The organism is Paenibacillus sp. sgz302164, assembly GCF_056120505.1.
The window spans coordinates 1-22,850 of sequence record NZ_JBVYOL010000053.1; the positions used below are offsets into that span (position 1 = coordinate 1).

Consider the following 22,850-nt stretch of genomic DNA (forward strand, 5'->3'; position numbering starts at 1 on the left):
AAAGATGGAACGCCGTATGCCGCGAAAGTGGCACGTACGGTGTGAGACAAGGGAAAAGGCAACCCTAACGGAATATGCCGAGGGTGAGCCTTACCTATTGTCATCTTCATGCAACGCAATATCGCACGCTGGTAGCTGTGAGCGGTACGAAACCTCTCCTTCATGAGTTGCAGTGCTGAAATAGGCCCACGACTCTTCCTGCACAGGTTGCGGTGTTGAAGTGAGCCACGTCTCTTCCTTCACGAGTAGCGGGGCTGAAGCGGGCCGTCCCTCCTCCTGCCCGGGTTGCGGGGCTGAAGCGGGAGGGGACTAGGCGGCTTGGCAGTGAAAAAACCTGCGATAGTGCAGGCTTTTTCTGTAAAAATGGTTCATTTTGGTGAAAAGCCTGCGATAGTGCAGGAATTTCCGGTGAAAATGAGTCTGGCCCATGTTCGCGGTGAAAAGCCTGCACAATTGCAGGAATTTGTCGTGGTCAGCGTTTCCATCGGGCAAAAACTGTACTTTTGCAGGTTTTCTTCGCGCAACCGGGCAGATTGTACGACCGTCTCTGGCGTGAGGGTTTCTCCACAACAGGGCACCGCGCGCAGCTCCCAGCACGCGGTGCCCTGCTGCATGTAGTCGGTCGGTCGACCAATCGTTCGAAACAAGCGCACCGTGAAGCAAAAGAATGTACTTTCGCAAGTTTTCCGACCGCTGAGCAGTCGGTGATAGCCCGGTCAGCGAGTTTTTCGAAAGCGCCGCATTGCAAGGTTTTCTACATTGGCTAAGCCGGTATCACACGAGCGGGCGCGAGGCATTTCAGCAATCTGACGCGCCTCTTTCACCCGCCTCACTTGGATGTGACGCGAAACGAGCCGATGCCGATCGTTCCCAAATTCCCGTCGGCATCCGTAACCCGGCCTTGCGCGGTTATCATTTTGCGGGACTGGTGGACGACCTCCGCCGTAACGAGCAGCCGCCCGGCATGGAGCGGCGACACGAACGTTACATTCAAATTCGTCGTCACCACTTTTTCCTGCGGCCGCTGCGCCATCGCGGCGATGCCCATCGCATTGTCAAGCAGCGAGGAAAGCACGCCTCCGTGTACGATGCCGATCGGGTTTAGATGATGCGCCTTGGCATCGATGGCTATCGTCACCTTACCTTCGTCCATGCCGACAAACTCGCAGCCAAGGTAGCCCCAGAACGTCGGCTCGGCGAGCTCCGCCATTCGCTGTAATTCTTGATTTTGATCCATGCAGCTCCCTCCCTCCGCTCTTTTCCGTATCCGCCGCTCTCTTTATTTGGCTTCCCGCTCTTCCTCCAGCAGTTGGCGGCGCAGCACTTTGCCGACCATCGTTTTCGGCAGCGACTGGCGAAACTCTACTTTTCGCGGCACCTTGTAGGCAGCCAGCCGCTCGCGGCACCACGTTTCCAATTCTCGCTCATCGAGCTTCATTCCTGCTTTGACGACTACGAACGCTTTCACCGTTTCTCCCCGGTAAGCGTCGGGAATCCCTGCAACCGCGGCTTCCAGTATGGCCGGGTGCTCGTAAAGCACTTCTTCGATTTCCCGCGGATATATATTGTAGCCTCCTGCGATGATCATATCCTTTTTTCGGTCGACAATCGCAAAATACCCGTCCTCATCCATCGTCGCCATATCTCCCGTGTACAGCCAGCCGTCAATCAGCGTTGTTTCCGTTTCTTGCGGCCGTCCCCAGTAGCCTTTCATCACCTGCGGCCCTTTTACGATAAGTTCGCCGATTTGCCCATAAGGCAATTCTGCGCCCGTGGCGGAATCGACGACTTTCACGTCCGTATCGGGAAACGGAACGCCGATCGTGCCGATTTTGCGGTAGCCCCACAGGGGGTTGGCATGGGTCACCGGGGAAGCCTCGGTAAGTCCGTAGCCTTCGATCAGTCTGCCGCCCGTTAGATCCTCAAACCGCTCCTGCACCTCAAGCGGCAGCGGCGCGGAACCGCTGATGCATACATTAACGGACGACAAATCGTATTGGCGAATCCGCGGATGGTTAATCAAGGCGATGTACATCGTCGGCGCTCCCGGGAAAATAGTCGGCTTCAACTGCGAAATAGCGCTCAAAATCGGCTCCGCTTCAAACTTGGGTATCAGGATCAGCATGCCGGCCGTAAGCGCGGACTGGTTGAGCAGCACCGTGAGCCCAAATACGTGAAAACAGGGCAAAGCCCCCAAAAAGCGTTCCTCTCCGTCCTTGATCCGGAAGCACCAGTTCCGGCTCTGATACGTATTCGCAATCAGATTGAAATGCGTCAGCATAACCCCTTTGGATACGCCTGTCGTCCCGCCCGTATACTGCAGCAGGGCCAGATCGTCCACCGCATCGACCTCCGCGCAAATCGGATCGGGCCGGGAGGCGCGCAGCAGCTTTTTGTAGCTGTACACGCCCTTGCCGTAAGGAATGCGCAGCCGGATGCCGTCCTTTCGCACTTTGACCGGGTACAGCGCGCTTTTCGGAAAAGGCAAATAATCTTTGATCGATGTGACGATCACGTGCTTGAGAGCGGTCTTTTCCTTGATTTTGTGCACACGCTCGAAAAGCAGGTCCAGCGTAACGATCGCAACCGCGCCGGAATCGGAAAGCTGGTAAGCCAGCTCGCGTTCCTTATACAGCGGATTCGTCTGGACGACGACCGCGCCGAGCATCAGGATGCCGAAATAGGCGATAACCGCCGACGGACAATTCGGCAGCATGATGGCGACGCGGTCGCCCCTGCCGATGCCCAGACACTGCAAAGAGCCGGCAAAACGGAAGGAAGACTCCTGAACTTCTTCGTAATTCAGCGTCTTCCCCATAAAATAAAGCGCCGGGCGAGCCGGAAATTTCCTGGCCGATTCAACAAGAAAGAGCGCAAGATTATGCTTCGGGTAGTCGTACGTCGGCGCCACTTCGCCGGGATAATGGCGCAGCCAAGGCTTTGCGGAATTCATACAAAACCATCCCCTTCAGCTTCCTGGAGTGGAGCTTGCCTGTCTTCGCAATTAAAGGGCGACTATACGATATATTTCTCCCCTTGTACGACACGCGCTGCGATTTCGCGCTTCAAGCTTACGGTATTGACCGGGGAGCGGCGGGACAGCTTTTTCAGAATCGACAGCTGCGTGCGCAGCATATCGCCTTCCTCCATCGCGCTCAAACACGTTCTCGCCAAGCTCTCCACCGTGCCAAACGCATCGTGCACAAACACGGCCGTCATCCGGACCGCATGCTCCGCCTTCTCTTCCCCCGCCCGGTCGATCAGCTTGCGGGTGCGCAGCAGCACGCTTTCGGCAGCAAAAATTTGAATCATCATATCGGCCAAACCGCCGAGCACTTCCTGCTGCTGCTCCAGCGCCGGCCCGTACTTTTGCACGGCCAAAGCCCCCGTCATCAAAAATATGTTTTTCGCTTCCGAAACGAGATGCGCCTCTTCCGCAAGCGTCCCTTCGAACGATTGACCGGGCACGAGCGAAAGCAGCTCGGCTTGCAGCGCCTGCGCTTTTTGCAGCAGCGGCAGCTCGCCTTTCATTGCTTTTTTGATGAGCGTGCCGGGAATGAGCAGGCGGTTGATTTCGTTCGTACCTTCAAAAATCCGGTTAATCCGCGAATCCCGATAAATACGCTCAATGTTGTACTCCTGGATGTAGCCGCAGCCTCCGTGAATTTGCACCCCTTCGTCGGCGATTCGGTCCAGCGCTTCGGACGCGAACACCTTGTTGATCGAACATTCCAGCGCGTATTCGGCGATTGCTTTGGCGGATTGCTTGCCCGCATCCCCGCTCGCCAAATCCATATCCCCCAGCAAGCCGTCGAACAGTCCTGCCGTTCTATATACCATACTTTCCATCGCATAGGTTTGAATATTCATTTCGGCCAATTTGCCCGCGATCAGCGGGAAGCGCGAAATCGGCGTGCCGAACTGCTCGCGCGTATTGGCGTAGCGGCTGGACAAGCGGATCGTTTCCTTGGCCGCGCCAAGACAGCCTGCGGCCAGCTTGAACCGGCCGATGTTCAAAATGTTGAAGGCGATCACATGGCCCCGGCCGGCTTCACCGAGCAGGTTTTCCACGGGAACGTGAACATCCTCGAAAAACAGCGGGCGCGTCGAGGAGCCTTTGATGCCCATTTTTTTCTCCTCCGGCCCCAGCGTGAAGCCCGGAAGACCTTTTTCCACGATAAAGGCGCTGAAATCCGTTCCGTTGATTTTGGCGTAGACGATAAAAATATCGGCAAAACCCGCATTCGTAATATACAGCTTCGATCCGTTCAAAATGTAATGCTTGCCGTCCGCGGACAGGCGGGCCGTCGTTTTGGCGCCGAGCGCGTCGGAACCTGAAGCCGGCTCCGTCAAACAATAAGCGGCGATTAACGCCCCTGTCGCAAGCCCGGGCAAATATTTCCGCTTCTGCTCCGGCGTGCCGAAGAAGACGATCGGCAGCGTGCCGATTCCGACGTGCGCTCCGATCGACAAAGCGAAGGAAGAAGCGCGGGCCAGGTTTTCGGTGATCGCGGTCGTACTGACTTTATCCAGCCCCAGGCCGCCGTACACTTCCGGCACATCCGCGCCCAGCAGCCCCAGATCGCCCGCTTTGCGCATGAGCCGGACGGTAAGCTCGTAGTCCAGCTTTTCCAGCTGCTCGTCGTGCGGCAGCACTTCCCCGTCGACAAAATCGCTCGTCGTCTCCGCAATCATGCGGTGTTCTTCCGTAAAATCCTCCGGCGTCACGATGCTGCGGAAATCCGTGTCCGCAATGATGAAACTGCCGCCGACCACTTTGTTTTCCATGCCGTCTCCCTCCTCAGCTGCCGGCCGCTTCCTTGGCCGGATGAACTTCAAACACGCCGGCGGCTCCCATCCCGCCGCCGATGCACATCGATACGACGCCAAATCCGCCTCCCCGGCGCCGCAGCTCATAGATCAGACTCGCCGTCAGCTTCGCACCGGTGCAGCCGAGCGGATGGCCGAGCGCGATCGCCCCGCCGTTCACATTGACCCGCTCCTCATCCAAATCCAGCTCGCGGATAATGTGCACGCATTGGGAAGCGAACGCCTCATTGATTTCATACAGGCTTACTTGGTCTTGCGTTAGACCGGCCATGCGCAGCGCTTTCGGAATGGCCTCGACCGGGCCGATGCCCATCAATTCCGGCTCGACGCCCGAGAGGGCGAACGCGCGAAACGTCGCCAGCGGCTCCAGGCCGAGCGCTTCGGCCCGCTCGCGGCTCATCAGCACGGCGGCGGCTGCGCCGTCCGACGTCTGTGACGCATTGCCGGCCGTCACGGTGCCGGCAAGGCTGAACGCAGGCCTCAGCTTCGCGAGGCCTTCCATCGACGTGTTCGGCCGGACGCCTTCGTCCGTATCGAATACGAACTTCCGCTCGAACGCCCGCCCGCGTTCGTCGATGCCTTTGACGATCGTGCCCACCGGCACGATCTCGTCTTTGAAGCGGCCCGCCTGCACGGCGGCGGCGGCCCGCTGGTGGCTGCGCACCGCGAAGCGGTCCTGGTCTTCGCGGGAGATGCCGAAGCGGCTGGCGACCGCTTCGGCCGTATGACCCATGCCCATATACACCTCGGGCATGTCGGTCGCAAGCCGCGGATGCGGCGAGAGCTTGAAGCCCGTCATCGGGACGTGGCTCATGCTCTCGACGCNTGGTCTTCGCGGGAGATGCCGAAGCGGCTGGCGACCGCTTCGGCCGTATGACCCATGCCCATATACACCTCGGGCATGTCGGTCGCAAGCCGCGGATGCGGCGAGAGCTTGAAGCCCGTCATCGGGACGTGGCTCATGCTCTCGACGCCTCCGGCGACGATCGCCTCCGCATGGCCCAGCATAATGCGCTCCGCCGCATAGGCGATCGCCTGCAGCCCGGAGGCGCAAAACCGGTTGACCGTGATCGCCGGCACGGTCACGGGAAAGCCCGCGTACAGCGACATCGCGCGGGCGAAGTTCAGCCCCTGCTCGCCTTCGGGCATCGCGCACCCGATGATGACGTCTTCGACGTCCTCTTTGGCGAGCCCCGGCGCCCGCCGGACGGCTTCCTCCAGCACGGCTTTGCCGAGATCTTCCGCCCGCGTCTGGGCCAGACTGCCTTTCTTCGCGCGGCCGACCGCCGTGCGCGTGATCGATACGATAACTGCTTCCTTCATCGGCTTCACCTCACAGCTTGATAGGAATAGGAATCCATAGCTTCAATTGCGCAGCGGCTTGCCTTTGGCTAGCATATACTGCATGCGCTGCTGCGTCTTCGGTTCGCCGCATAGGCTGAGGAACGCCTCGCGTTCCAAATCGAGCATGTACTGCTCGCTGACCGCCGTCCCGGCCGGCACGTGGCCGCCTGTCAGCACATGGGCTAGCTTGCCCGCGATCAATTGGTCGTGCTCGCTGATGTATCCGCCCTGACGCATGCTGCTCACGGCAACTTGCAGGACGGCGCTGCCGTTCTCGCCGACGACACGGATCGGCTCCGGCCGCTGCGGCTCGTAGCCGGCCTGCTCCATGCGGAGCACCGCCTGCTTCGCTTCGTAAATCCGGTGATCGGCGTTGACGACGACCGTATCTTGAGGCCGCAAATAGCCGATTCGCCGCACGTCGTGCCCGCTCGCCGACACTTTGGCCATCGCGATCGTCTCAAACACGCTATTGACGAACGGCTGCAGGTCGACCTCCGGATTGTCGGTCAGCCGGCTGATGCACAGCGCCATCTCTTTGCAGCCGCCGCCTGCCGGGATAAGGCCGACGCCCGTTTCGACGAGCCCGAAATACGTCTCCGCGGAGAAGACGATCTGATCGGCCGGCAGGCACACCTCCACGCCGCCGCCGAGCGTCATGCTATGAGGCGCCGCCACTACAGGCTTTTCAAGCCCTTTGAGCTTCGTCATCGTGTTTTGGAACAAGCGGATAATGCCGTCCACTTCATCCCACTCTTCATCCTGGGCCTCCATCAGAAGCAGCATGAGGTTGGCCCCGACGCAGAAATGTTTGCCTTCGTTCGCGATGACCAGTCCGCGCCAGTTGCGGCGCACTTCGTCTACGCTCTGCGAAATCATCGTCAAAATGTCCGCGCCGATCGCATTGTTCGGCGAATGGAACTCGAGACACGCGACGTCGTCCCCGATGTCGATCAAGCTCGCTCCGCTGTTCGAGCGGACCGTTTTGTTTTGCCGCTTGAGCGCCTGCAGCGAAATGTTTTCCGGCCTCGTCTCCAGGCCCCGGTACTCGTTGTGCCAGTAATAAAAAGTGCCTCCGCTGCGCTTTTGGTAAAAACTGTCATGTCCTGCCGCAATCCAGTCCTTTACCCAAGCCGGAACCGCGTCTCCTTCCGATTCCATACGCTCTACGGAACTCGCCAGCCCGATGGCGTCCCACGTTTCAAAAGGGCCGAGCTCCCAATTAAAGCCCCATTTGAGCGCCCGATCCACCTCAGCAATCGAATCGGCGATTTCGTCCAGCTTCTCCGCCGAGTACAGCAGCACCGGCTTCAGCAGCCGCCATGCCAACTCGGAATACCGGTCCTTCCCGTTTAGCAGCGCTTGCAATTTGGCCTCGGCCCCTTTGGCCTGCTTCGCCGCTTCCAGCGAGGGCGAGCTTATTTGGCGGCTGGGAGCGTATTCCATCGTCTGCAGGTTCAACGCCAAAATCTCCTTGCCCCCGTCGCCGGCCACTTTTTTATAAAAGCCTTGCCCCCGCTTCTCTCCGAGCCAGCCTTTGGCGACCATCCCGCGAATCGCTTCGGGGGTGCCAAACACCTCTTTTTCCTCCGCGTCAGCCGCATGCCGGAACACATTGTCCGCCACATGGACAAAAGTGTCGAGCCCGACCAGATCGAGCGTCCTCAGCGACGCGCTTTTCGGCCGGCCCATGGCGGGACCGCTCACCGCATCGACTTCTTCCACGGAATAGCCTTTGCTCAGCATTTCGCGCAGTGTGACCAGCAGTCCGTACGTGCCGAGCCGGTTGGCGATAAAATTCGGCGTATCTTTCGCCTGCACGACGCCTTTGCCCAGTTTCTTTTCGCCGAATGCCGCCATGAATGCCACGATCGCCGGGTCAGTGCGCTCGCCCGGAATGATTTCGAGAAGCTTCATATAGCGGGGCGGATTGAAAAAATGCGTGCCCAAAAAATGCTTTTTAAACGCGTCGCTGCAGTGTTCGGCCATTTCGCGAATGGAAATGCCGGACGTATTGGAGCTCACGATCGTCCCCGGCGTCCACACCGCCTCGATACGGCCGAGCAGCTGCTGCTTGACGGGCAAGCTTTCCACGACCGCTTCGATAATCCAATCCACAGCGCTAAGCTTTGGCAAATCGTCTTCGATATTGCCCGGCGTAATTTTTGCCGCAAACGCCTCGCTGAAAAGCGGTGCCGGGTTCGTCTTTTTCAGCTTTTCAACGGCGTTCAGAGCGAGCCGGTTTCTTACTTTGGGATCGTCCGACGCAAGTCCTGACGCCTCTTCCTCGGGGAGCAGGCTTGCGGGCACGACATCGAGCAGCAGTACAGGGATGCCGACATTGGCTAAATGAGCGGCGATACCGGAACCCATCACTCCGGAACCGATAACTGCGGCTGTGCGGATTTTGGTCATAGCGGATAACCTCCTGGGCGTTGTGCTTCGGCCTTGCTTGCAGCGTTTGGCATAAAGCCGAATGCTCATCACAATGATTTTATGCCGTTCCGAATACGGACATTTCCAAAATTTCTGCAATATCGCGCGTTTGGACTCGTTCTTCGATCTCCTTCAGCTTCGTTCCGTCTTCCATCATCGTCAAACAGTACGGGCACGCCGAGCCGATCACCGTCGGATTCACGGCCAACAGCTGCTCGGTTCGCGCCAGATTGACGCGCGTGCCTGCGCTCTCCTCCATCCACATCATGCCGCCGCCGGCGCCGCAGCACATGCTGTTTGCGCGCGAACGCGGCTGCTCGACAAGCCGAACGCCGGGGATCGCTCCGAGCACGCTGCGCGGTTCCTCGTACACTTCGTTATAGCGTCCGAGATAGCAGGAATCGTGATACACAATTCGCTCCCGCACCTCGTGGCGGGGCCGCAGCCGTCCCTCTTTTACCCATAAGGCAAGCAGCTCCGTGTGGTGGTAAACTTCCGCCTGCAGGCCGAAGTCCGGATACTCGTTTTTAAACGTATGATACGTGTGCGGGCAGGCCGTGACGATTTTCGTCACATTGTATTTTTGAAAAACCGCGATATTGTCGGCGCACAGCTGCTGAAACAAAAATTCATTGCCCATTCTGCGCGGCGTGTCGCCGGAGTTTTTCTCCTCGCTGCCCAAAATCGCGAAAGAAACGCCGGCTTCGTTCATCAGCCTGACGAAAGCGCGGATCACCTTGCGGCTGCGGTTGTCGTACGAACCCATCGAGCCCACGAAGAGCAAGTATTCGAAATCCGGGTTCTCTTTGACCGTGCGGATGCGAAGCTCGCTGTCCGGGTCGGCCTCCTTCACCCACTTGGCCCGGTCGCTCCTGCTGATGCCCCATGGATTGCCCTGCCTCTCGATATTAAGCAAAGCGCGCTGGCCATCGTGCGGCATGCTGCCCTGCGTAAGGACGAGATGCCTGCGCATATCGACGATTTTGTCCACGTGCTCGTTGCCGACCGGACATTGGTCCTCGCAATTGCGGCATGTCGTGCAGGCCCATAGCTCCTCCTCCGTGATGACGCCGCCGATCAACTCGGTCGCAAGCGGGTTGGAATCGCCGCCCCCGGCTAAAGCGAACGCCGGAATCCACGGCGATTTGGAGGTGACCGCTGCGCCTTTTACCGTTAAATGATCGCGCAGCTTGGTGATCAGATGCATCGGCGACAGCATTTTGCCCGTCGTATGAGCCGGACAGACGCTCGTGCAGCGGCCGCACTCCACGCAGGCGTACAAATCAAGCAGCTGCTTTTGCGTAAAATCTTCGACCTTCCCGGCGCCGAACGATTCCGCTTGCTCATCTTCCAGATCGAGCGTGCTGAGCTTCCCCGCCGGTCCGGTGCGGCGCAGCAAAATGTTGACCGGCGCCGTTATCATATGGAAATGTTTGGACTGGGGCACATAAACCAGAAAAGACAAAAGAATCAGCAAATGAACCCACCAGCCCGCATAAAAAGCCGCCGCTGCCGCAGATCGGGACATCCCGCCGAAAACGCCCGCAAGGAGCGACGAAATCGGCGCGAGCGCAGAGGGTTCCAATCCTTCCCTCAGCCGTTCGAAGCCCATCGTGAAGAGCACCGACAGCATCAAAAAGAAGATGAAAAACAGTACGGCGCTCGGTTTCCAGCCCCTTTTGAGCCGCTTCAGCTTTTCGACATAACGCCTGTAAGCCGCATAGCCGATAGCCAGCACAATGAGCGCCGCCGTCAGTTCCTGAACGAAACCGAACCATGCGTACCGGGGAATCGGCAGCCCTTTTCCGATCAACCCTTTCACAATCAGATCCAGCGCCCCCAGCTGCAAAATAAGAAAGCCGTAAAAAATGACGATGTGCATCACCCCGCTCCGGCGGTCTTTCAGCAGCTTCGTCTGCCCGAACACCTGGACCGCGAATTCGCGCAGCCGCTCCTTCACCTCCCTGTTCAAATTCACCGGCTTTCCGAGACGAATGTACAAATAGCGGCGATATACGGCCAAGCCGAACAAATAAACCGCATATCCGGCCACCGCAACAAACAGCGCAAACTGAACGAACGTACCGTTCACATCGATCACCCTCCCGGAAACCAACTTTCTTCAAAACAGAGCATCGGACAACGCAAAAAAGCAACATTCACCCGCTATGGCAACCATACGTGAACAATGCTTCATAGATGCTGCGACCTGTGAGTGAGCTCCGGCTTGCTGCGTTTTCCGTAAACCATTCATTGACAGGGGGTCAGCCTTATTTTATGATGAAATTGCCAAATGAATGAGTATTCATTCAGAAATATTTGTATTCTACACCGGGGTGATCCGATTGACAAGCGGCAAAAAGCCTGATAAATATTACGCGATTCTCGAAGGCGCCCTCCGGGTTTTTGCGGAACACGGCTTCCACCGTTCGCAAGTATCGCGGATAGCCAAAGAAGCTGGCGTTGCGGACGGCACCATCTATTTGTACTTCAAGCGCAAGGAGGATATTTTGACCGGCTTGTTCCGGGAAAAGCTCGGCGAGCTTGTTGAAAAGTTCAACAGCGGACTCGACGAGCGCATGAGCGCCAAAGAAGCGCTGTACAAAGTGTGCGAGATCCACTTTTCGGAGTTGGAAGCCAATCTCCCGCTCGCCTACGTTACCCAAATTGAGCTGCGGCAAAGCGACCTGGAGCTGCGCAAAGAAATCGGCACCGCCGTCAAGCCATATATTGTTCTGATCGAAAATATACTGGAAAAAGGCAAGCAAGACGGCAGCTTCCGCGCCGATCTGGACATCAAGCTCGTCAGGCTCCTCCTGTTCGGAGCGATGGACGAAGTCGTCACCTCCTGGCTCATCTCCGGGCAAAAGTACCGGTTATCCGCGCAGGTGAAGGGCACGATCGATTTTTTCATGAAAGGCGTCGAAAGCTAGCACTCTCTACATGTATATTCGGAAAGGAGCTTGGCTATGGACATTTTTGTACTGCTGAAGCAAACGTTCGATACGGAGGAAAAAATCGCCGTCGAAGGCGGAGCGATTGTGGAGGAAGGCGTTAAATTTGTCATTAACCCATACGACGAATATGCCGTCGAGCAAGCGATACGGATCCGCGACGGTCTCGGAGGCAAAGTGACTCTGCTCTCCGTCGGTCCCGAACGGACGGCGGAAGCGCTGCGGACCGCGCTTGCGATGGGGGCGGACGAGGCTGTGCTGATTGCAGACAGCCGCATTAGCGGGGATGAATACGAAGTTGCCGAAATTTTGGCCGCTTATTTGAAGACGCAGCCTGTCGACCTGATTCTCGGCGGCAATTTTTCCGTCGACAACGGTTCCGGCCAGGTGGCGGTACGGCTTGCCGCCCTGCTCGGCCTCCCGCATGCAGGGGCCGTGACGAAGCTGGACATCGTCGGCGGCATCGCTGCCGCGCAGCGCGACGCCGAGGGCGACATCGAAGTGATCGAAATCCCGCTCCCCGCCCTTTTCACTGCTCAGCAGGGCTTGAACGAGCCTCGTTACCCTTCTCTTCCCGGCATCATGAAAGCCAAGAAAAAGCCGTTCCGGCAGCTCACTCTTGACGATATCGGCGCTGCCGGGACCGCCGCCCGTACGGTTCGCGTCGGGCTCGCACTCCCGCCGCAGCGCAAGGCGGGCCGGATTTTGCAAGGCGACATTCAGCAGCAGGCCGCCGAACTCGCGCTGGCTCTGCGGAGCGAGTCCAAAGTTATCTGAAAAAAGGATACCGAAGGAGGATGTTTGCATGGCACAACCATTTCTCGTTGTTGCGGAAGCCCGCGGCGGCAAGCTTCGCCAAGTATCGCTCGAAACGCTGCGCGCGGCCCGGCTGTCCGCGGAGGCGGACGACCGCATAGCGGCTGCGCTCATTGGCGGCCCCGGCAGCAAAGCGCATGCCGGGCAATTGGCGGCCTGCGGCGCCGATGCCGTCTACGCCGTTGAGCACCCGGATTTGGACGCGTACAATCCGGAAGCTTATTTGGCCGCCCTGCTTGAGGTCGTACGGACCGCAGGGGCAAAAGCCGTTTTCTTCGGCCACACGGCCGTCGGCCGGGATTTGGCCCCGCTCGCGGCCGCGAAGCTGAAAGCCGGCCAGCTCTCGGACGTTACCGCCATCGAGCGCGGCGCGAACGGTGTCGTCTTTACCCGCCCGCTTTACGCAGGCAAAGCCGTCGAAAAGAAAGCGTTTGCCGATCCGCACGGAACGTGGATCGTGACGATCCGGCCAAACAACATCGCAGCCCCGGAGCCTGACGCTTCGCGTCAAGCCGCCGTCATCGATGTTGCCTATCCCGCTCCCTCCCTGCGCGCCGTCGTCAGGGAGGTCGTCCGTAAAACGTCCGGCGCCATCGATTTGGCGGAAGCCAAAATCGTCGTCTCCGGCGGACGGGGCGTGCGCAGCGCCGATGGCTTCAAGCCGATCGAAGAGCTGGCTGCCGTCCTCGGCGGCGCTGTCGGGGCTTCCCGCGGAGCGTGCGACGCGGGGTACTGCGACTACGCGATGCAGATCGGCCAGACCGGCAAGGTCGTGACGCCGGTCCTCTACATCGCGTGCGGCATCAGCGGCGCCATCCAGCATTTGGCGGGGATGAGCGGATCGCGCGTCATCGTCGCGATCAACAAGGACCCGGAGGCGCCGATCTTCAAAGTCGCCGACTACGGCATCGTCGGCGATCTGTTCGAGGTCGTGCCGCTGCTGACCGCGGAGTTCCGCAAGCTGCTGCCGTAGGCGATGCCGGCCCGGTTCCCCCACTGCTGCAAATGCTAAAATGGAGCCGGACGGCTCATTTTCTCCTGCTGCATGCACCGCGTGGACGTCACCTCAGATTCACTGCACAAAGCGCAGGCTGTGCCCCCACGTCAATGTCGATAGCCGCGATCTGCCTGGCGGTGCGAAGAAAACCTGCAAAAATACATGAATTTGCGTCCTTGATCGCTGTCCACGAACAATTCCTGCAAAAGTATAGGCTTTTCACCGAACGCATAGACTCATACTTACTTTCAGCGAAAATTCCTGCACTTTTGCAGGTTTTTCGCCAAAACAAGCCATTTCAGGAAGAAAAACCTGCACTTTCGCAGGTTTTCTCCCTAGTAAGCTGATATTTGCCCAATCGTGCAGTTCCACGACCTACGGGAGAGGCGCATCACAAGTAATACGCCGTGTTTCCATTTCTGTTTAGCCACTCTTCCTGAAGAAAACCCATGATCACCTGATCCCTGAAGCCATTCATCGTCCACAAGGCTTTACGCCGTACACCCTCAACATTGAAGCCTACTTTTTCGTAACACCGAATCGCTCGTTTGTTATCAGCAAACGTGTCAATGTCAATACGGTTTAGGTTATAGCGCGCAAATAGAATCTTTACAAATTCCGACAATGCAGCCGTCCCGTACCCTTTGCCCCAATAGCGGCGGTCACCGATCAGCATGCCAATTGTTGCCCTTCGCGCTAACCGATCCATATTGTTGAAGGAAATCTGGCCAATTACTATAGGCTCCTCTTGAGCATCCTCTTGTACCTCAATCACAAAAGCGCGCTGCGTATCTTGGGGTGACTGTTTTCTGACCTCTTCAACTAACTGCTCTCGTGCAGGAATCGCATTGCCAAACCCTCCTGCCGCCCAGAACATCACTTCTTCATCCAACTTAAACTTATAGATCGTATCCACATCGCGGAGTTCAACCGGTCGAATATTAACCATAAATTAGGCCCCTCTCATAAATTTAATAATTTTATGTTAGATGATTCCAGATAGCTAATCAAGTAGAATGAAGCATCATCCATCAGGCCCTCTGCGGACTGGATGATGTTGATGCAGCACGCAACCAAGCCGGGAGCTGCCTTGCAGCGATTCTATCCGTCGCCGAATCGCCGACGCTGATTTTACTCTTTCACCCACACGACCGAATAGCGCCAAAACAAGTGAAGCTTGAACCGATGGGGATGGGAAGGCAGATGGGCATCGTACAGCTTTTTAAGCTCATGCGAAGTCATGTACACGTCACTCGCGCCGTGCTCTTGCCAGGCCAGCTTCTCGGCTTCCGTCTGCCACGCTTTTTTCCGCCACAAATGCAATCGGCTGTACGGCGCGGCCCACAGGTTGGCGAGCTGTTCCCATCTGCTCTGCTCATACAGATCCAAAATGGCGAGCGCGCCGCCCGGGCGAAGCGCTTTTTTCAGCTTGGGCAGCAGCAGGCCGAGATCCAGGTGGTGGAAAACGGCAAGCGAAGCGATGAAATCGAGTGATCGTTCCTCTAACGGCAGTTCCATAATATCGGCGTTCCGCAGCCGATATCCAGTGCGTGCCCGCAATTGCGAGGAATGTACTGCGCCAAAAACCGGTGATCGTGCGAGTTGTGATTCCATTTCTCCCGTTCCACGCCTGCAAGCTTGGCCGGTCTGCCGCGGCTGGGAGACATATGTATAAAAATTCGGTATTTTGTGTGGAAGTACAGCGGCCCATTTCCCGTATTCGGGCAAATTCCGCCGTTTTGGCCGATTAAGCTGCCGTGGAACAATGGAAAAATGCCAGCATTTTGGCTGGGAGCCGAACTCTGTTTTTCTCGCTGTAGCTACGTTTTTCTCGGATTCTCAAAAAGTCCCTAAAACCGTAAATTTAGACCCTAAAATGTGGTATTCTATATATGGGAGGTTGATATTGGTGAAAAAGGAAGATGCTATCATCCTGGCGTACCAAATCGCTACGCTTGATCGTCCTACGGAAGAAATCCTAGACGTTCTCGCCCGCTTGGAGTACGAGCGAGTGCTGGAGCTGCTGCTCATACTTCGGCAGTCTCCAAGAGAAGTCAAATCACCGGTCAATTTTCTTCGCCGGGCGATTGCCGAGGGCTGGACGGCGGAAACTATTCCGGAAAAACTAAATAGGAAGGAGCAAAACATATTGGTTAGAGGCTACGTTCGGCGCGGCGCGTCTCAAGAAGAGGCGGACGCTAGGGCGCTACAAAGCCAGCGGGGAATAGGGTGTACGAAAAGTCGGCTGCAGCTCGCCCGTGAGTATACTTTTTTCACTTCCGGATCTCGCTTGCGGTATACCTTATTGGCCCCGATCGGCACGAGCCGGTGAAATTCGGTTTCCGAAATTTGCCTATGAGAAAGTAAAAAAAATGAGAGTTGGTTATATGATGTTTGAAACGAAACCTGATGTCAAATATGTGTATGCGAATGCAGCTCGTAATGTTTTTATTGAGGAGCCTGCGGGATTACCGTTAGAACCATCTGTTATGTTGAATTTTTATATGGGTCGAAACTCGTATTATCAAGGTGGCGCTGGGCAAATCTCTCCCAATGTTTTTATAGGTCGGTACTGTTCTATTGCTAGAAATGTTTGTTTAGGTGCTTCTCAGCATCCAATGGATCATCTAACTACTGGTATATTGAATATTGCTCAAAATGATGATGTTGAGATAAGCCCACAAGAAAAAGATACGGTTATTGGTTCGGATGTTTGGATTGGTTTGAATGCCATTATTATGAATGGCGTGAATATTGGTCATGGCGCCGTTATTGGTGCAGGTGCTGTTGTAACTAAGGATGTGCCGCCTTATGCGATTGTCGGGGGTGTTCCAGCGAAATTGATTAGATATCGTTTTGATTTGGAAACTCGCTTGGAATTGTTGGAGTCTGAATGGTGGGAATATGATAACGATGAATTGATTACATTGCCTAAAGATGATGTGAAAGCTTGTATTGAATATTTTAAAAGAAAAAGAAATTCCATAACGTGAAGGAAACTGAGAGGAGGAGATAGTTTTGGCAAGAACAACTAGTGCAGACAGAAGGCCAAGAATTGATATTAGCCATGGTGCAAAAGCTAGGCTGCGTGAGATACGGAAAGAACTACGATTCAGCATGGACACCGATGTGATTGCCTATTTGCTGGAAATGTATGAAGTGAAGAAAAACAGCATCACGCTTGCGCAGGACGAGGAAGTTCGGCGGCGAGCTGCCGAACTGAATGCTCAACAAATATTGTAGGATGAGGGAGTATGTCATGTATGGAAAATTTTGAAATTGTCGATGTTCGGGGCTAACTCGGGGCTAAAGCCCAATCGGCGGCAGACACCGCATAAAAGACTGTCCCAAGATCATTGACCTTAGGACAGTCTTTTTCATAGGCCCGCCTATTCCAGTGTAAGCCATCTATCGTCTACCTCCCGAAATTAACGATAAAGGATCACCCGGCGTGAGAGTCAATATGTTTAAAACCCGGCATTCCAAAAAAATAGATGGCGTCCGTCCGCCACCTACAATTGCGCATAAGTATCCAGCCATTTCACAATGTCCCGCATCACTTCATCCCGGTTGATCTCGTTCAACATCTCGTGGCGTCCGTCCGGATACAGCCTGCCGGTCACCTGCCGCAAGCCGAGCTCGCGGTACATGTCGAGCAGCCGCCGAACCCCTTTGCCGCAATCACCGACCGGATCCCGATCCCCCGAAAAAACAAAAATCGGCAAATCTTTGCGGATGTTAACCAGCAGCTTCGGCTGATGAATGGTTTTGAGCCCTTTGAAAAAATCCCGGTAAAACCCGGCTGTAAAAACGGCGCCGCAGTAAGGATCGGCGATGTAAGCGTCGACTTCCAGCGGGTCCCGGCTGAGCCAATCCGCCGCTGTGCGGTTAGGCGCAAATTTTTTGTTATACGCTCCAAAAGTAAGCGCATGAATGATGCCGCTGCGATGATCGTCCCCTCTAAGCCAGGCTTCAACGGCCGCGATGGCCAGACCCGCTTCGAGAACCGGACCTTGTTTGCCGTTCGATCCGGACAAAAGAACACCTTGCACCCGATCCGGATGCTCCGCCATGTAGGTTGCCATGTACAATTGCACGACAAACGATCCCATGCTGTGTCCCATGACGAACAGCGGCGAATCGCTATCGTAGCGGGAACGCACATATTCGGTAATTCCCGCCGTGTGCCATGCCATCCTGTGAAAGCTATTTTGCCCCAAAATGCCTACCCGATCCGGCGAACCGGCCGTTCGTCCATGGCCAATCTGATCATGGGCAAAAACCGCGTAACCATGCGCTGCCAAAACTTCGGCAAACCGCTTGTAGCGCCCTGCCGTTTCCGACATGCCGTGTACGATCTGCACGATGCCCTTAACACCGGACTCTTCGTCAGGAAGCCACTCGTATACGAAAATTTCCGTGTCCTCCGTATCCCGCCAAATGAAATTCCGCTCCCTCATAGGCTCCTCCCGCCAAATTGTCGTTACTCTCAGTATAAAGGCTTCAAGCATACGAAAACAGCCCCCTTTCCAAAGAAAGAGAGCTGGCGGCAAGTCGTCATCGGGACGGATCGCGGTTCAGGTGTACAGGCAGGCGTCAAGCGTTCAGGCTTTGCTCTGCTTGACAGCTTTTACCGCTTGAAGCTGCTGCGCTTGAGATTCGAATCTTTTGCGTTCTGTCCGGTCAATCTGAGCGATTTTCCCGTCGTGAACTACAATTTGTACAGAGCCGTACTCCATCCCGTTAAGCATTTGTTTGATTCTGTCCACCCAAATATCATCCAGTTCCAAAGGTTTGGCCATCATGAATCCCTCCAACTATTAAATCGTCCAATCGTTCCATTCTTTTTTGCGTTTCTGTACAAAAGACAGCCAATCCGCTGTTTTCTCGAACAGCTCTTTGGTGGCGGAAGCAGTCGAGTACGTATGATCTGCATGATAAATAAGTTCGATGTCGCACTGGCCTTCTTTGCGGAGCCAGAACATTTTTTGATAAAGCGGGGCGTAGTCGACCGGAATCGTCTCGTCGGCCGTACCATGTATGACGAGCACGTCACCGTTGAACTTGCGAAGCTGCTCGAACGGCTGGTGCCGGGATAACGACTCGAAGAAACGGCTTGTCAGCATATAGCCATGATGATCGATCGAGCCTCCCTGCGGCAGTTTTTCATATTCGCTTTTGCCGACGATTCTTACGATATCGTTGTGCGGATGTGCGACGGCAGACCACAGCACGAGCGTTTTTACGCGATGATCTTTGGCTGCGGTCAACAGCGCGGCAGCTCCTCCGAGGCTGTGCCCCACGAGAATAACCCGGCTTAAATCCACGCAATCGATCGTAAGCGCATAATCGATAACGCTGCGGGTCTGATCGATCAGAACGTCAAGACCGCCGGCTCCGTAATCGCCTGTGCTTTCGCCGCAGCCTCCGTAATCAAACCGAAGAACGAGGTACCCCTTGGCGCTGAACTCACGAGCAGCTTTAACGAACAATCGATCTACCCCAATCCGGCTGCCGATGAAACCGTGGCAAATAATAATAAGCGGCCAGCGCTCGCAATCGGTTGTCGGAGCCCCCTGCGCAGTATGGGTCGGGTAATGCAGCGTCGCTGCCAATTCGGTATTGTCGCTCTGAATCGTGATCGTATGTTCCATGGGAAGACTTCCTTTCTTCGTGTCAAGTTGATCTGTTATGTTGAACCGGTGCGGATACTTCATCTCCAGCTTCTAGGGTTTCCCGGTCAGATAAACGGTATCCGAACAAAAACGTCCTGTTCTACCCCGCCCTTCCGCCTGCTGCACCGCTTCGGACTGTTAAAGTAAACGCTGTTCTTATCCAAGCCAACCCCTCTCGCGCTGCCATTAAAATAATTTTGAATAAAATGCCCAGCTGCCGCTGGAATTTACAAAATTACCGACATCATCTCCGGAGGTCCGGTGGATAATAATAAATAATTCCGATGTGTTTACTAAGATTAATTTACATTTATATTAGCACCACCCCGAAGAGGTGTCAATGCTGTTTTTGGAATATTTTTCGCAGCTCCCTCTTGATGACAAAAAGCCGCCAGTCAGGCGGCTTTTTCCGAAGCTCGTCTTATTTTCCGTCACCGTCAAGCAGGTTCCCCAAGCCTCCCAGAACGCTGCCCTCCTCTTTGCGCCCGAAAGGGCCGGAGGCCGCTACGATGCGATCAGCCAAACGGCTGAACGGCAGCGATTGGATCCAAACGCGTCCGGGACCTCTAAGCGTTGCGAAGAATAACCCCTCGCCGCCGAACAGCGCCGTTTTCACGCCTCTCACCATTTCGATGTCGTAATCCACATCTTGCGTCATAGCGACGAGGCAGCCCGTATCCACGCGGATCATCTCCCCGTGGCGGAGCACTCTCTCGCAGATGGTGCCGCCGGCATGGACGAAGGCGAGGCCGTCACCTTCAATCTTTTGCATGATGAAGCCCTCGCCGCCGAAAAAACCCGCCCCCAGTTTGCGTTGGAACGCGATGCCGAGCGAAACGCCTTTTGCCGCGCAGAGAAAAGAATCCTTTTGACAGATCAGCTTGCCGTCCAACTGCCGCAGGTCCATAGCCATGATTTTGCCGGGATACGGCGCCGCAAAGGCGACCTGCTCTTTGCCATCGTAGCTGCGGTTCGTAAAAATGGTCATGAACATGCTCTCGCCCGTTAAAAGACGCTTGCCTGCACCGAACAGCTTGCCCATAAAGCCTTTATTATCGTTGCTTCCGTCGCCAAATATGGTTTCCATCTGTATGTTTTGATCCATCATCATCATGCTGCCGGCTTCCGCAACGACGCTTTCCCCCGGATCAAGCTCGATTTCCACGTACTGCATTTCGTTCCCTAAAATCCGATAATCGATTTCGTGTGCGTTCATCAAATTACTCCACCTAAAATGTATACAAATTAGTATTGTATACGGTCTAAGGCAGCGAGAGTTTCATGAAGGCCGGAACTTCTTACAGCGGATTTCGTTCGGCTTTGCGCTTTTTCCTGGCTTCGTAGCGGGAGTGGGCGGTTTCGAACAGCCTCTTCTCCTCCTCGGTTTCCGGGATGACCGCGGGTACAGGGCAAGGCTGCCCTTGATCATCCAATGCGACGAATGTCAAGTACGAAGTTGCCGTCGTTTTCTTTTCTCCTGTCAGCAAATTTTCCGATTCCACTTTCACGTACACTTCCATGGAGCTGCGGTGCGTCCAGGTGACAAAAGCTTCCAGCTGAATCGCTTCGCCAAGCTTGACCGGGGCCAAAAAGTCCAGGCTGTCGCTGGAAGCCGTCACAACGGACCGGCGGGAATGGCGCATGCTGGCTATAGTTGCCACCTTGTCGATAAAATGCATGACGCGGCCGCCGAACATCGTATTGTGAAAGTTCGTATCGGCCGGAAAAATAATTTCGGTCATAATCGTGCGGGACAATCTGGCTGGTTTGGCTTCCAATGCAATTTCCTCCTGATGATAACTTGCCATGCCATGCTTGTGAAAAGCGGAATTTACTCGTAATTCAGCTTCAATGCGGATGCCGCCTGCTTGGCGCGGCTTCTCGCTTCTTCGACCGTCTCGGCGCTGCTGAGCGCGACCGCCATGCGGCGTCCTGTTTTCGTCTCGGGCTTGCCGAATACGCGAACTTGCGTGTTCGGTACGGACAGCGCATCCTCCAGCCCGCTGATTGTGTAGGACACTTGCTCCCGGTCCGCTTTCAGCGTATAGCTCGCTCCCGGCGTCAACAGCCGGATGCCGGTTATCGGCAGTCCGAGAATAGCTCTCGCATGCAACGCGAATTCCGTCAAATCCTGGGTCGCCATCGTCACCATGCCCGTATCGTGCGGCCGCGGGGAAACTTCACTGAAATAGACGCCGTCCTGCGAAAGGAACAGCTCGACCCCGTAGATGCCGTAGCCCCCGAGCGCATCCGTAATCGTTTTGGCGATATGCCGGGCTTCGGCAATGTGCGCTTCGCTCATGGCATGAGGCTGCCACGATTCTATGTAGTCGCCGTCTTTTTGAATATGCCCGATCGGCTCGCAATACGTCGTTCCCGATACGGAACGGACCGTGAGCAGCGTAATTTCCGAATCAAAATGGATGAACTCCTCGATGATGACGCGGCCGTTCTTGGCGCGCCCGCCTTCCATCGCATAGTTCCAGGACTGCTCCGCGTCTTCCGGCTTCCGGCATACGCTTTGCCCTTTGCCGGAGGAGCTCATGATCGGCTTGATCACGCAAGGCGTTCCAATGCGCACCACAGCTTCTTTCAACTCCTCAAGCGTATCGGCGAACGCATATTTCGCGGTGCGCAGCTGCAGCGTTTCCGCCGCCAGACGGCGAATGCCCTCGCGGTCCATCGTCAGACGGGATGCCGTTGCGGTAGGGATGACGCGAAAGCCCTCCTTCTCCAGCTCGACGAGCACAGGCGTGGCAATCGCTTCGATTTCCGGCACGATCAAATCCGGGCGCTCCTGTTCAATCAAGCTTCTCAGCTGCTCGCCATCCAGCATGTCGATGACATGGCTGCGATGCGCGACTTGCATGGCTGGCGCGTTCGCATACCGGTCGACGGCAATCGTTTCGATCCCGAGCCGCTGCGCTTCAATGACGACCTCCTTGCCGAGCTCTCCGGAACCGAGCAGCATCATTTTTTTCGCGCGGGGGGTTAAAGGTGCTCCGTACATGAATCAAGTTCCTCCTGACTGCACTTTCGATCATTTTTACCTGTCTTATTGTAAAGGATTTGTTTATGAAAAGATAGATTTAAGCAGCAGTTTGCGCAGAACGGGGGCAAGCTGCTCCGGCAGTTCGCCAACGTTCGGCACGACGATGCTGCTGCGCCCGTAAATGTTGCGCATCGTCAACTGCTGCGTCTCATGAACCTGGTCGTTCGCAAGGAAGACGCTGATCACTTCCAGCCCCTGGCGGCGCGCTTGCAGAACGGCCTCACAGGTGTCGAGGATGCCCGCATCGTTGTAATTCGCTGCCGAAGGCTCGCCATCCGAGAACACCAGGAGCACGCGCTGCCGCTCAGGCCGCCGCAGCAGCCGCTCCGCCATGCGGCGGATCGCGAAGCCGTCGCGGTTGTCCTGCTGCGGCTCAAGCGCGAGCAGAGCCGCTCCGCTTCCGGGCGCGCAGGAGGAGCCGAAGTCGACCGCAACCTGGAACAGGTTGGGCGCTTCCTGCTCCGTGACGCGGTCCGCGTCCTCCCAGAATCCCACCACCTCGTGGGGGATTCGCAAAAACTTCAGGGTCTCGTGGAGCATCACGAGCCCGAGCTTCGTTTCGTCCATTTTGTCGTACATGGACGCCGAGCAGTCGACGAGCAGCGCGAACGCTGCGTCGAGCTGCGGCACAGGCGCACGCTTCTTGTAGAAGAGGCGCGGCGCCTCCTCGATCACGGCTCGCGTCAAGCGCTTGTCGAGCCGCCCGAACAGCCGGTCGCCGCGCGGGGCGATCCGCTTCTGCTCCA

21 protein-coding genes and 1 pseudogene are annotated in these 22,850 nt (G+C 56.1%); 7 read left to right on the forward strand and 15 right to left on the reverse strand.

Annotated features, from left to right (window positions below):
* Window positions 1–318 precede the first annotated feature (318 nt).
* On the forward strand, window positions 319–618 hold the full coding sequence (locus AC0LWT_RS38125) for a hypothetical protein (protein ID WP_474687137.1): 300 nt from the start codon (window positions 319–321) through the stop codon (window positions 616–618).
* 211 nt (window positions 619–829) lie between these two features.
* Here the strand turns inward: AC0LWT_RS38125 and AC0LWT_RS38130 are convergent, their stop codons facing one another.
* The 6 genes and pseudogenes from AC0LWT_RS38130 to AC0LWT_RS38155 form a co-directional block, all read right to left on the reverse strand.
* Complete coding sequence (locus tag AC0LWT_RS38130) at window positions 830–1,237, reverse strand: PaaI family thioesterase (protein ID WP_474687139.1); 408 nt, start codon at window positions 1,235–1,237, stop codon at window positions 830–832.
* A 42-nt stretch (window positions 1,238–1,279) separates the two neighbouring features.
* Window positions 1,280–2,953 carry a long-chain-fatty-acid--CoA ligase gene (locus AC0LWT_RS38135; RefSeq protein ID WP_474687141.1) on the reverse strand — a complete coding sequence of 558 codons (1,674 nt, stop codon included), beginning with the start codon at window positions 2,951–2,953 and terminating at the stop codon, window positions 1,280–1,282.
* 62 nt (window positions 2,954–3,015) lie between these two features.
* Window positions 3,016–4,788 carry an acyl-CoA dehydrogenase family protein gene (locus AC0LWT_RS38140; protein ID WP_474687143.1) on the reverse strand — a complete coding sequence of 591 codons (1,773 nt, stop codon included), beginning with the start codon at window positions 4,786–4,788 and terminating at the stop codon, window positions 3,016–3,018.
* A gap of 13 nt (window positions 4,789–4,801) precedes the next feature.
* Window positions 4,802–6,153, reverse strand: a pseudogene (locus tag AC0LWT_RS38145) (acetyl-CoA C-acyltransferase).
* A gap of 42 nt (window positions 6,154–6,195) precedes the next feature.
* Window positions 6,196–8,589: a 3-hydroxyacyl-CoA dehydrogenase/enoyl-CoA hydratase family protein gene (locus AC0LWT_RS38150; protein WP_474687145.1), complete on the reverse strand. Its 2,394-nt coding sequence runs from the start codon at window positions 8,587–8,589 to the stop codon at window positions 6,196–6,198.
* A gap of 79 nt (window positions 8,590–8,668) precedes the next feature.
* The gene (locus tag AC0LWT_RS38155; protein WP_474687147.1) at window positions 8,669–10,702 is read right to left on the reverse strand and encodes a (Fe-S)-binding protein; all 2,034 of its coding nucleotides are present in this window, start codon (window positions 10,700–10,702) and stop codon (window positions 8,669–8,671) included.
* A gap of 205 nt (window positions 10,703–10,907) precedes the next feature.
* Between AC0LWT_RS38155 and fadR the strand changes: the two genes are divergently transcribed.
* From fadR to AC0LWT_RS38170, 3 genes are read left to right on the forward strand one after another with little or no spacing between them, the layout of a single operon-like run.
* The gene (gene fadR, locus AC0LWT_RS38160; protein ID WP_474687149.1) at window positions 10,908–11,543 is read left to right on the forward strand and encodes a fatty acid metabolism transcriptional regulator FadR; all 636 of its coding nucleotides are present in this window, start codon (window positions 10,908–10,910) and stop codon (window positions 11,541–11,543) included.
* A gap of 36 nt (window positions 11,544–11,579) precedes the next feature.
* A complete protein-coding gene (locus AC0LWT_RS38165) occupies window positions 11,580–12,341 on the forward strand; it encodes an electron transfer flavoprotein subunit beta/FixA family protein (RefSeq protein ID WP_474687151.1) in 762 nt (253 codons plus the stop codon).
* Window positions 12,342–12,369: 28 nt separating this feature from the next.
* Complete coding sequence (locus AC0LWT_RS38170) at window positions 12,370–13,353, forward strand: electron transfer flavoprotein subunit alpha/FixB family protein (protein ID WP_474687152.1); 984 nt, start codon at window positions 12,370–12,372, stop codon at window positions 13,351–13,353.
* Window positions 13,354–13,768: 415 nt separating this feature from the next.
* Here the strand turns inward: AC0LWT_RS38170 and AC0LWT_RS38175 are convergent, their stop codons facing one another.
* Both AC0LWT_RS38175 and AC0LWT_RS38180 read right to left on the reverse strand, forming a co-directional pair.
* Window positions 13,769–14,326 carry a GNAT family N-acetyltransferase gene (locus AC0LWT_RS38175; protein WP_474687154.1) on the reverse strand — a complete coding sequence of 186 codons (558 nt, stop codon included), beginning with the start codon at window positions 14,324–14,326 and terminating at the stop codon, window positions 13,769–13,771.
* A gap of 182 nt (window positions 14,327–14,508) precedes the next feature.
* Window positions 14,509–14,991 carry a class I SAM-dependent methyltransferase gene (locus tag AC0LWT_RS38180; protein ID WP_474687155.1) on the reverse strand — a complete coding sequence of 161 codons (483 nt, stop codon included), beginning with the start codon at window positions 14,989–14,991 and terminating at the stop codon, window positions 14,509–14,511.
* A gap of 295 nt (window positions 14,992–15,286) precedes the next feature.
* Between AC0LWT_RS38180 and AC0LWT_RS38185 the strand changes: the two genes are divergently transcribed.
* Genes AC0LWT_RS38185 through AC0LWT_RS38195 form a run of 3 tightly spaced genes read left to right on the forward strand, consistent with a single transcriptional unit; the run spans window position 15,287 to window position 16,620 of the window.
* Window positions 15,287–15,709, forward strand: a complete 423-nt coding sequence (locus AC0LWT_RS38185) for a hypothetical protein (RefSeq protein ID WP_474687157.1) — start codon at window positions 15,287–15,289, stop codon at window positions 15,707–15,709.
* A 40-nt stretch (window positions 15,710–15,749) separates the two neighbouring features.
* Window positions 15,750–16,370: a CatB-related O-acetyltransferase gene (locus AC0LWT_RS38190; RefSeq protein WP_474687158.1), complete on the forward strand. Its 621-nt coding sequence runs from the start codon at window positions 15,750–15,752 to the stop codon at window positions 16,368–16,370.
* Window positions 16,371–16,395: 25 nt separating this feature from the next.
* Window positions 16,396–16,620 (forward strand): hypothetical protein, encoded by a 225-nt coding sequence (locus AC0LWT_RS38195; protein WP_474687160.1) that lies wholly within the window; start codon window positions 16,396–16,398, stop codon window positions 16,618–16,620.
* Window positions 16,621–16,889: 269 nt separating this feature from the next.
* Here AC0LWT_RS38195 and AC0LWT_RS38200 read toward each other — a convergent pair whose 3' ends face one another.
* From AC0LWT_RS38200 to AC0LWT_RS38230, 7 genes are all read right to left on the reverse strand, one after another.
* Window positions 16,890–17,837, reverse strand: a complete 948-nt coding sequence (locus AC0LWT_RS38200) for an alpha/beta fold hydrolase (protein WP_474687161.1) — start codon at window positions 17,835–17,837, stop codon at window positions 16,890–16,892.
* Window positions 17,838–17,981: 144 nt separating this feature from the next.
* Window positions 17,982–18,179 (reverse strand): YezD family protein, encoded by a 198-nt coding sequence (locus AC0LWT_RS38205; RefSeq protein WP_474687170.1) that lies wholly within the window; start codon window positions 18,177–18,179, stop codon window positions 17,982–17,984.
* Between the two features lie 18 nt (window positions 18,180–18,197).
* The gene (locus AC0LWT_RS38210; protein ID WP_474687162.1) at window positions 18,198–19,031 is read right to left on the reverse strand and encodes an alpha/beta hydrolase family protein; all 834 of its coding nucleotides are present in this window, start codon (window positions 19,029–19,031) and stop codon (window positions 18,198–18,200) included.
* Between the two features lie 442 nt (window positions 19,032–19,473).
* The gene (locus AC0LWT_RS38215; RefSeq protein WP_474687164.1) at window positions 19,474–20,268 is read right to left on the reverse strand and encodes a TIGR00266 family protein; all 795 of its coding nucleotides are present in this window, start codon (window positions 20,266–20,268) and stop codon (window positions 19,474–19,476) included.
* An 82-nt stretch (window positions 20,269–20,350) separates the two neighbouring features.
* Window positions 20,351–20,830, reverse strand: a complete 480-nt coding sequence (locus AC0LWT_RS38220) for an acyl-CoA thioesterase (RefSeq protein ID WP_474687165.1) — start codon at window positions 20,828–20,830, stop codon at window positions 20,351–20,353.
* A gap of 53 nt (window positions 20,831–20,883) precedes the next feature.
* Window positions 20,884–22,062, reverse strand: coding sequence for a formate-dependent phosphoribosylglycinamide formyltransferase (gene purT / locus AC0LWT_RS38225; protein ID WP_474687166.1), 1,179 nt, complete (start codon window positions 22,060–22,062; stop codon window positions 20,884–20,886).
* Between the two features lie 63 nt (window positions 22,063–22,125).
* Window positions 22,126–22,850 (reverse strand): vWA domain-containing protein (locus tag AC0LWT_RS38230; RefSeq protein WP_474687168.1); only part of this gene is annotated, 725 nt, incomplete at its 5' end.

Bases quoted from the DNA above. Each gene is read 5' to 3' on its own strand.
- AC0LWT_RS38130 (WP_474687139.1), bottom strand. From the start codon at position 1,237: ATGGATCAAAATCAAGAATTACAGCGAATGGCGGAGCTCGCCGAGCCG.
- AC0LWT_RS38135 (WP_474687141.1), bottom strand. From the start codon at position 2,953: ATGAATTCCGCAAAGCCTTGGCTGCGCCATTATCCCGGCGAAGTGGCG.
- AC0LWT_RS38140 (WP_474687143.1), bottom strand. From the start codon at position 4,788: ATGGAAAACAAAGTGGTCGGCGGCAGTTTCATCATTGCGGACACGGAT.
- AC0LWT_RS38150 (WP_474687145.1), bottom strand. From the start codon at position 8,589: ATGACCAAAATCCGCACAGCCGCAGTTATCGGTTCCGGAGTGATGGGT.
- fadR (WP_474687149.1), top strand. From the start codon at position 10,908: ATGAGTATTCATTCAGAAATATTTGTATTCTACACCGGGGTGATCCGA.
- AC0LWT_RS38165 (WP_474687151.1), top strand. From the start codon at position 11,580: ATGGACATTTTTGTACTGCTGAAGCAAACGTTCGATACGGAGGAAAAA.
- AC0LWT_RS38170 (WP_474687152.1), top strand. From the start codon at position 12,370: ATGGCACAACCATTTCTCGTTGTTGCGGAAGCCCGCGGCGGCAAGCTT.
- AC0LWT_RS38175 (WP_474687154.1), bottom strand. From the start codon at position 14,326: ATGGTTAATATTCGACCGGTTGAACTCCGCGATGTGGATACGATCTAT.
- AC0LWT_RS38180 (WP_474687155.1), bottom strand. From the start codon at position 14,991: ATGGAATCACAACTCGCACGATCACCGGTTTTTGGCGCAGTACATTCC.
- AC0LWT_RS38190 (WP_474687158.1), top strand. From the start codon at position 15,750: ATGAGAGTTGGTTATATGATGTTTGAAACGAAACCTGATGTCAAATAT.
- AC0LWT_RS38200 (WP_474687161.1), bottom strand. From the start codon at position 17,837: ATGAGGGAGCGGAATTTCATTTGGCGGGATACGGAGGACACGGAAATT.
- AC0LWT_RS38205 (WP_474687170.1), bottom strand. From the start codon at position 18,179: ATGGCCAAACCTTTGGAACTGGATGATATTTGGGTGGACAGAATCAAA.
- AC0LWT_RS38210 (WP_474687162.1), bottom strand. From the start codon at position 19,031: ATGGAACATACGATCACGATTCAGAGCGACAATACCGAATTGGCAGCG.
- AC0LWT_RS38215 (WP_474687164.1), bottom strand. From the start codon at position 20,268: ATGAACGCACACGAAATCGATTATCGGATTTTAGGGAACGAAATGCAG.
- purT (WP_474687166.1), bottom strand. From the start codon at position 22,062: ATGTACGGAGCACCTTTAACCCCCCGCGCGAAAAAAATGATGCTGCTC.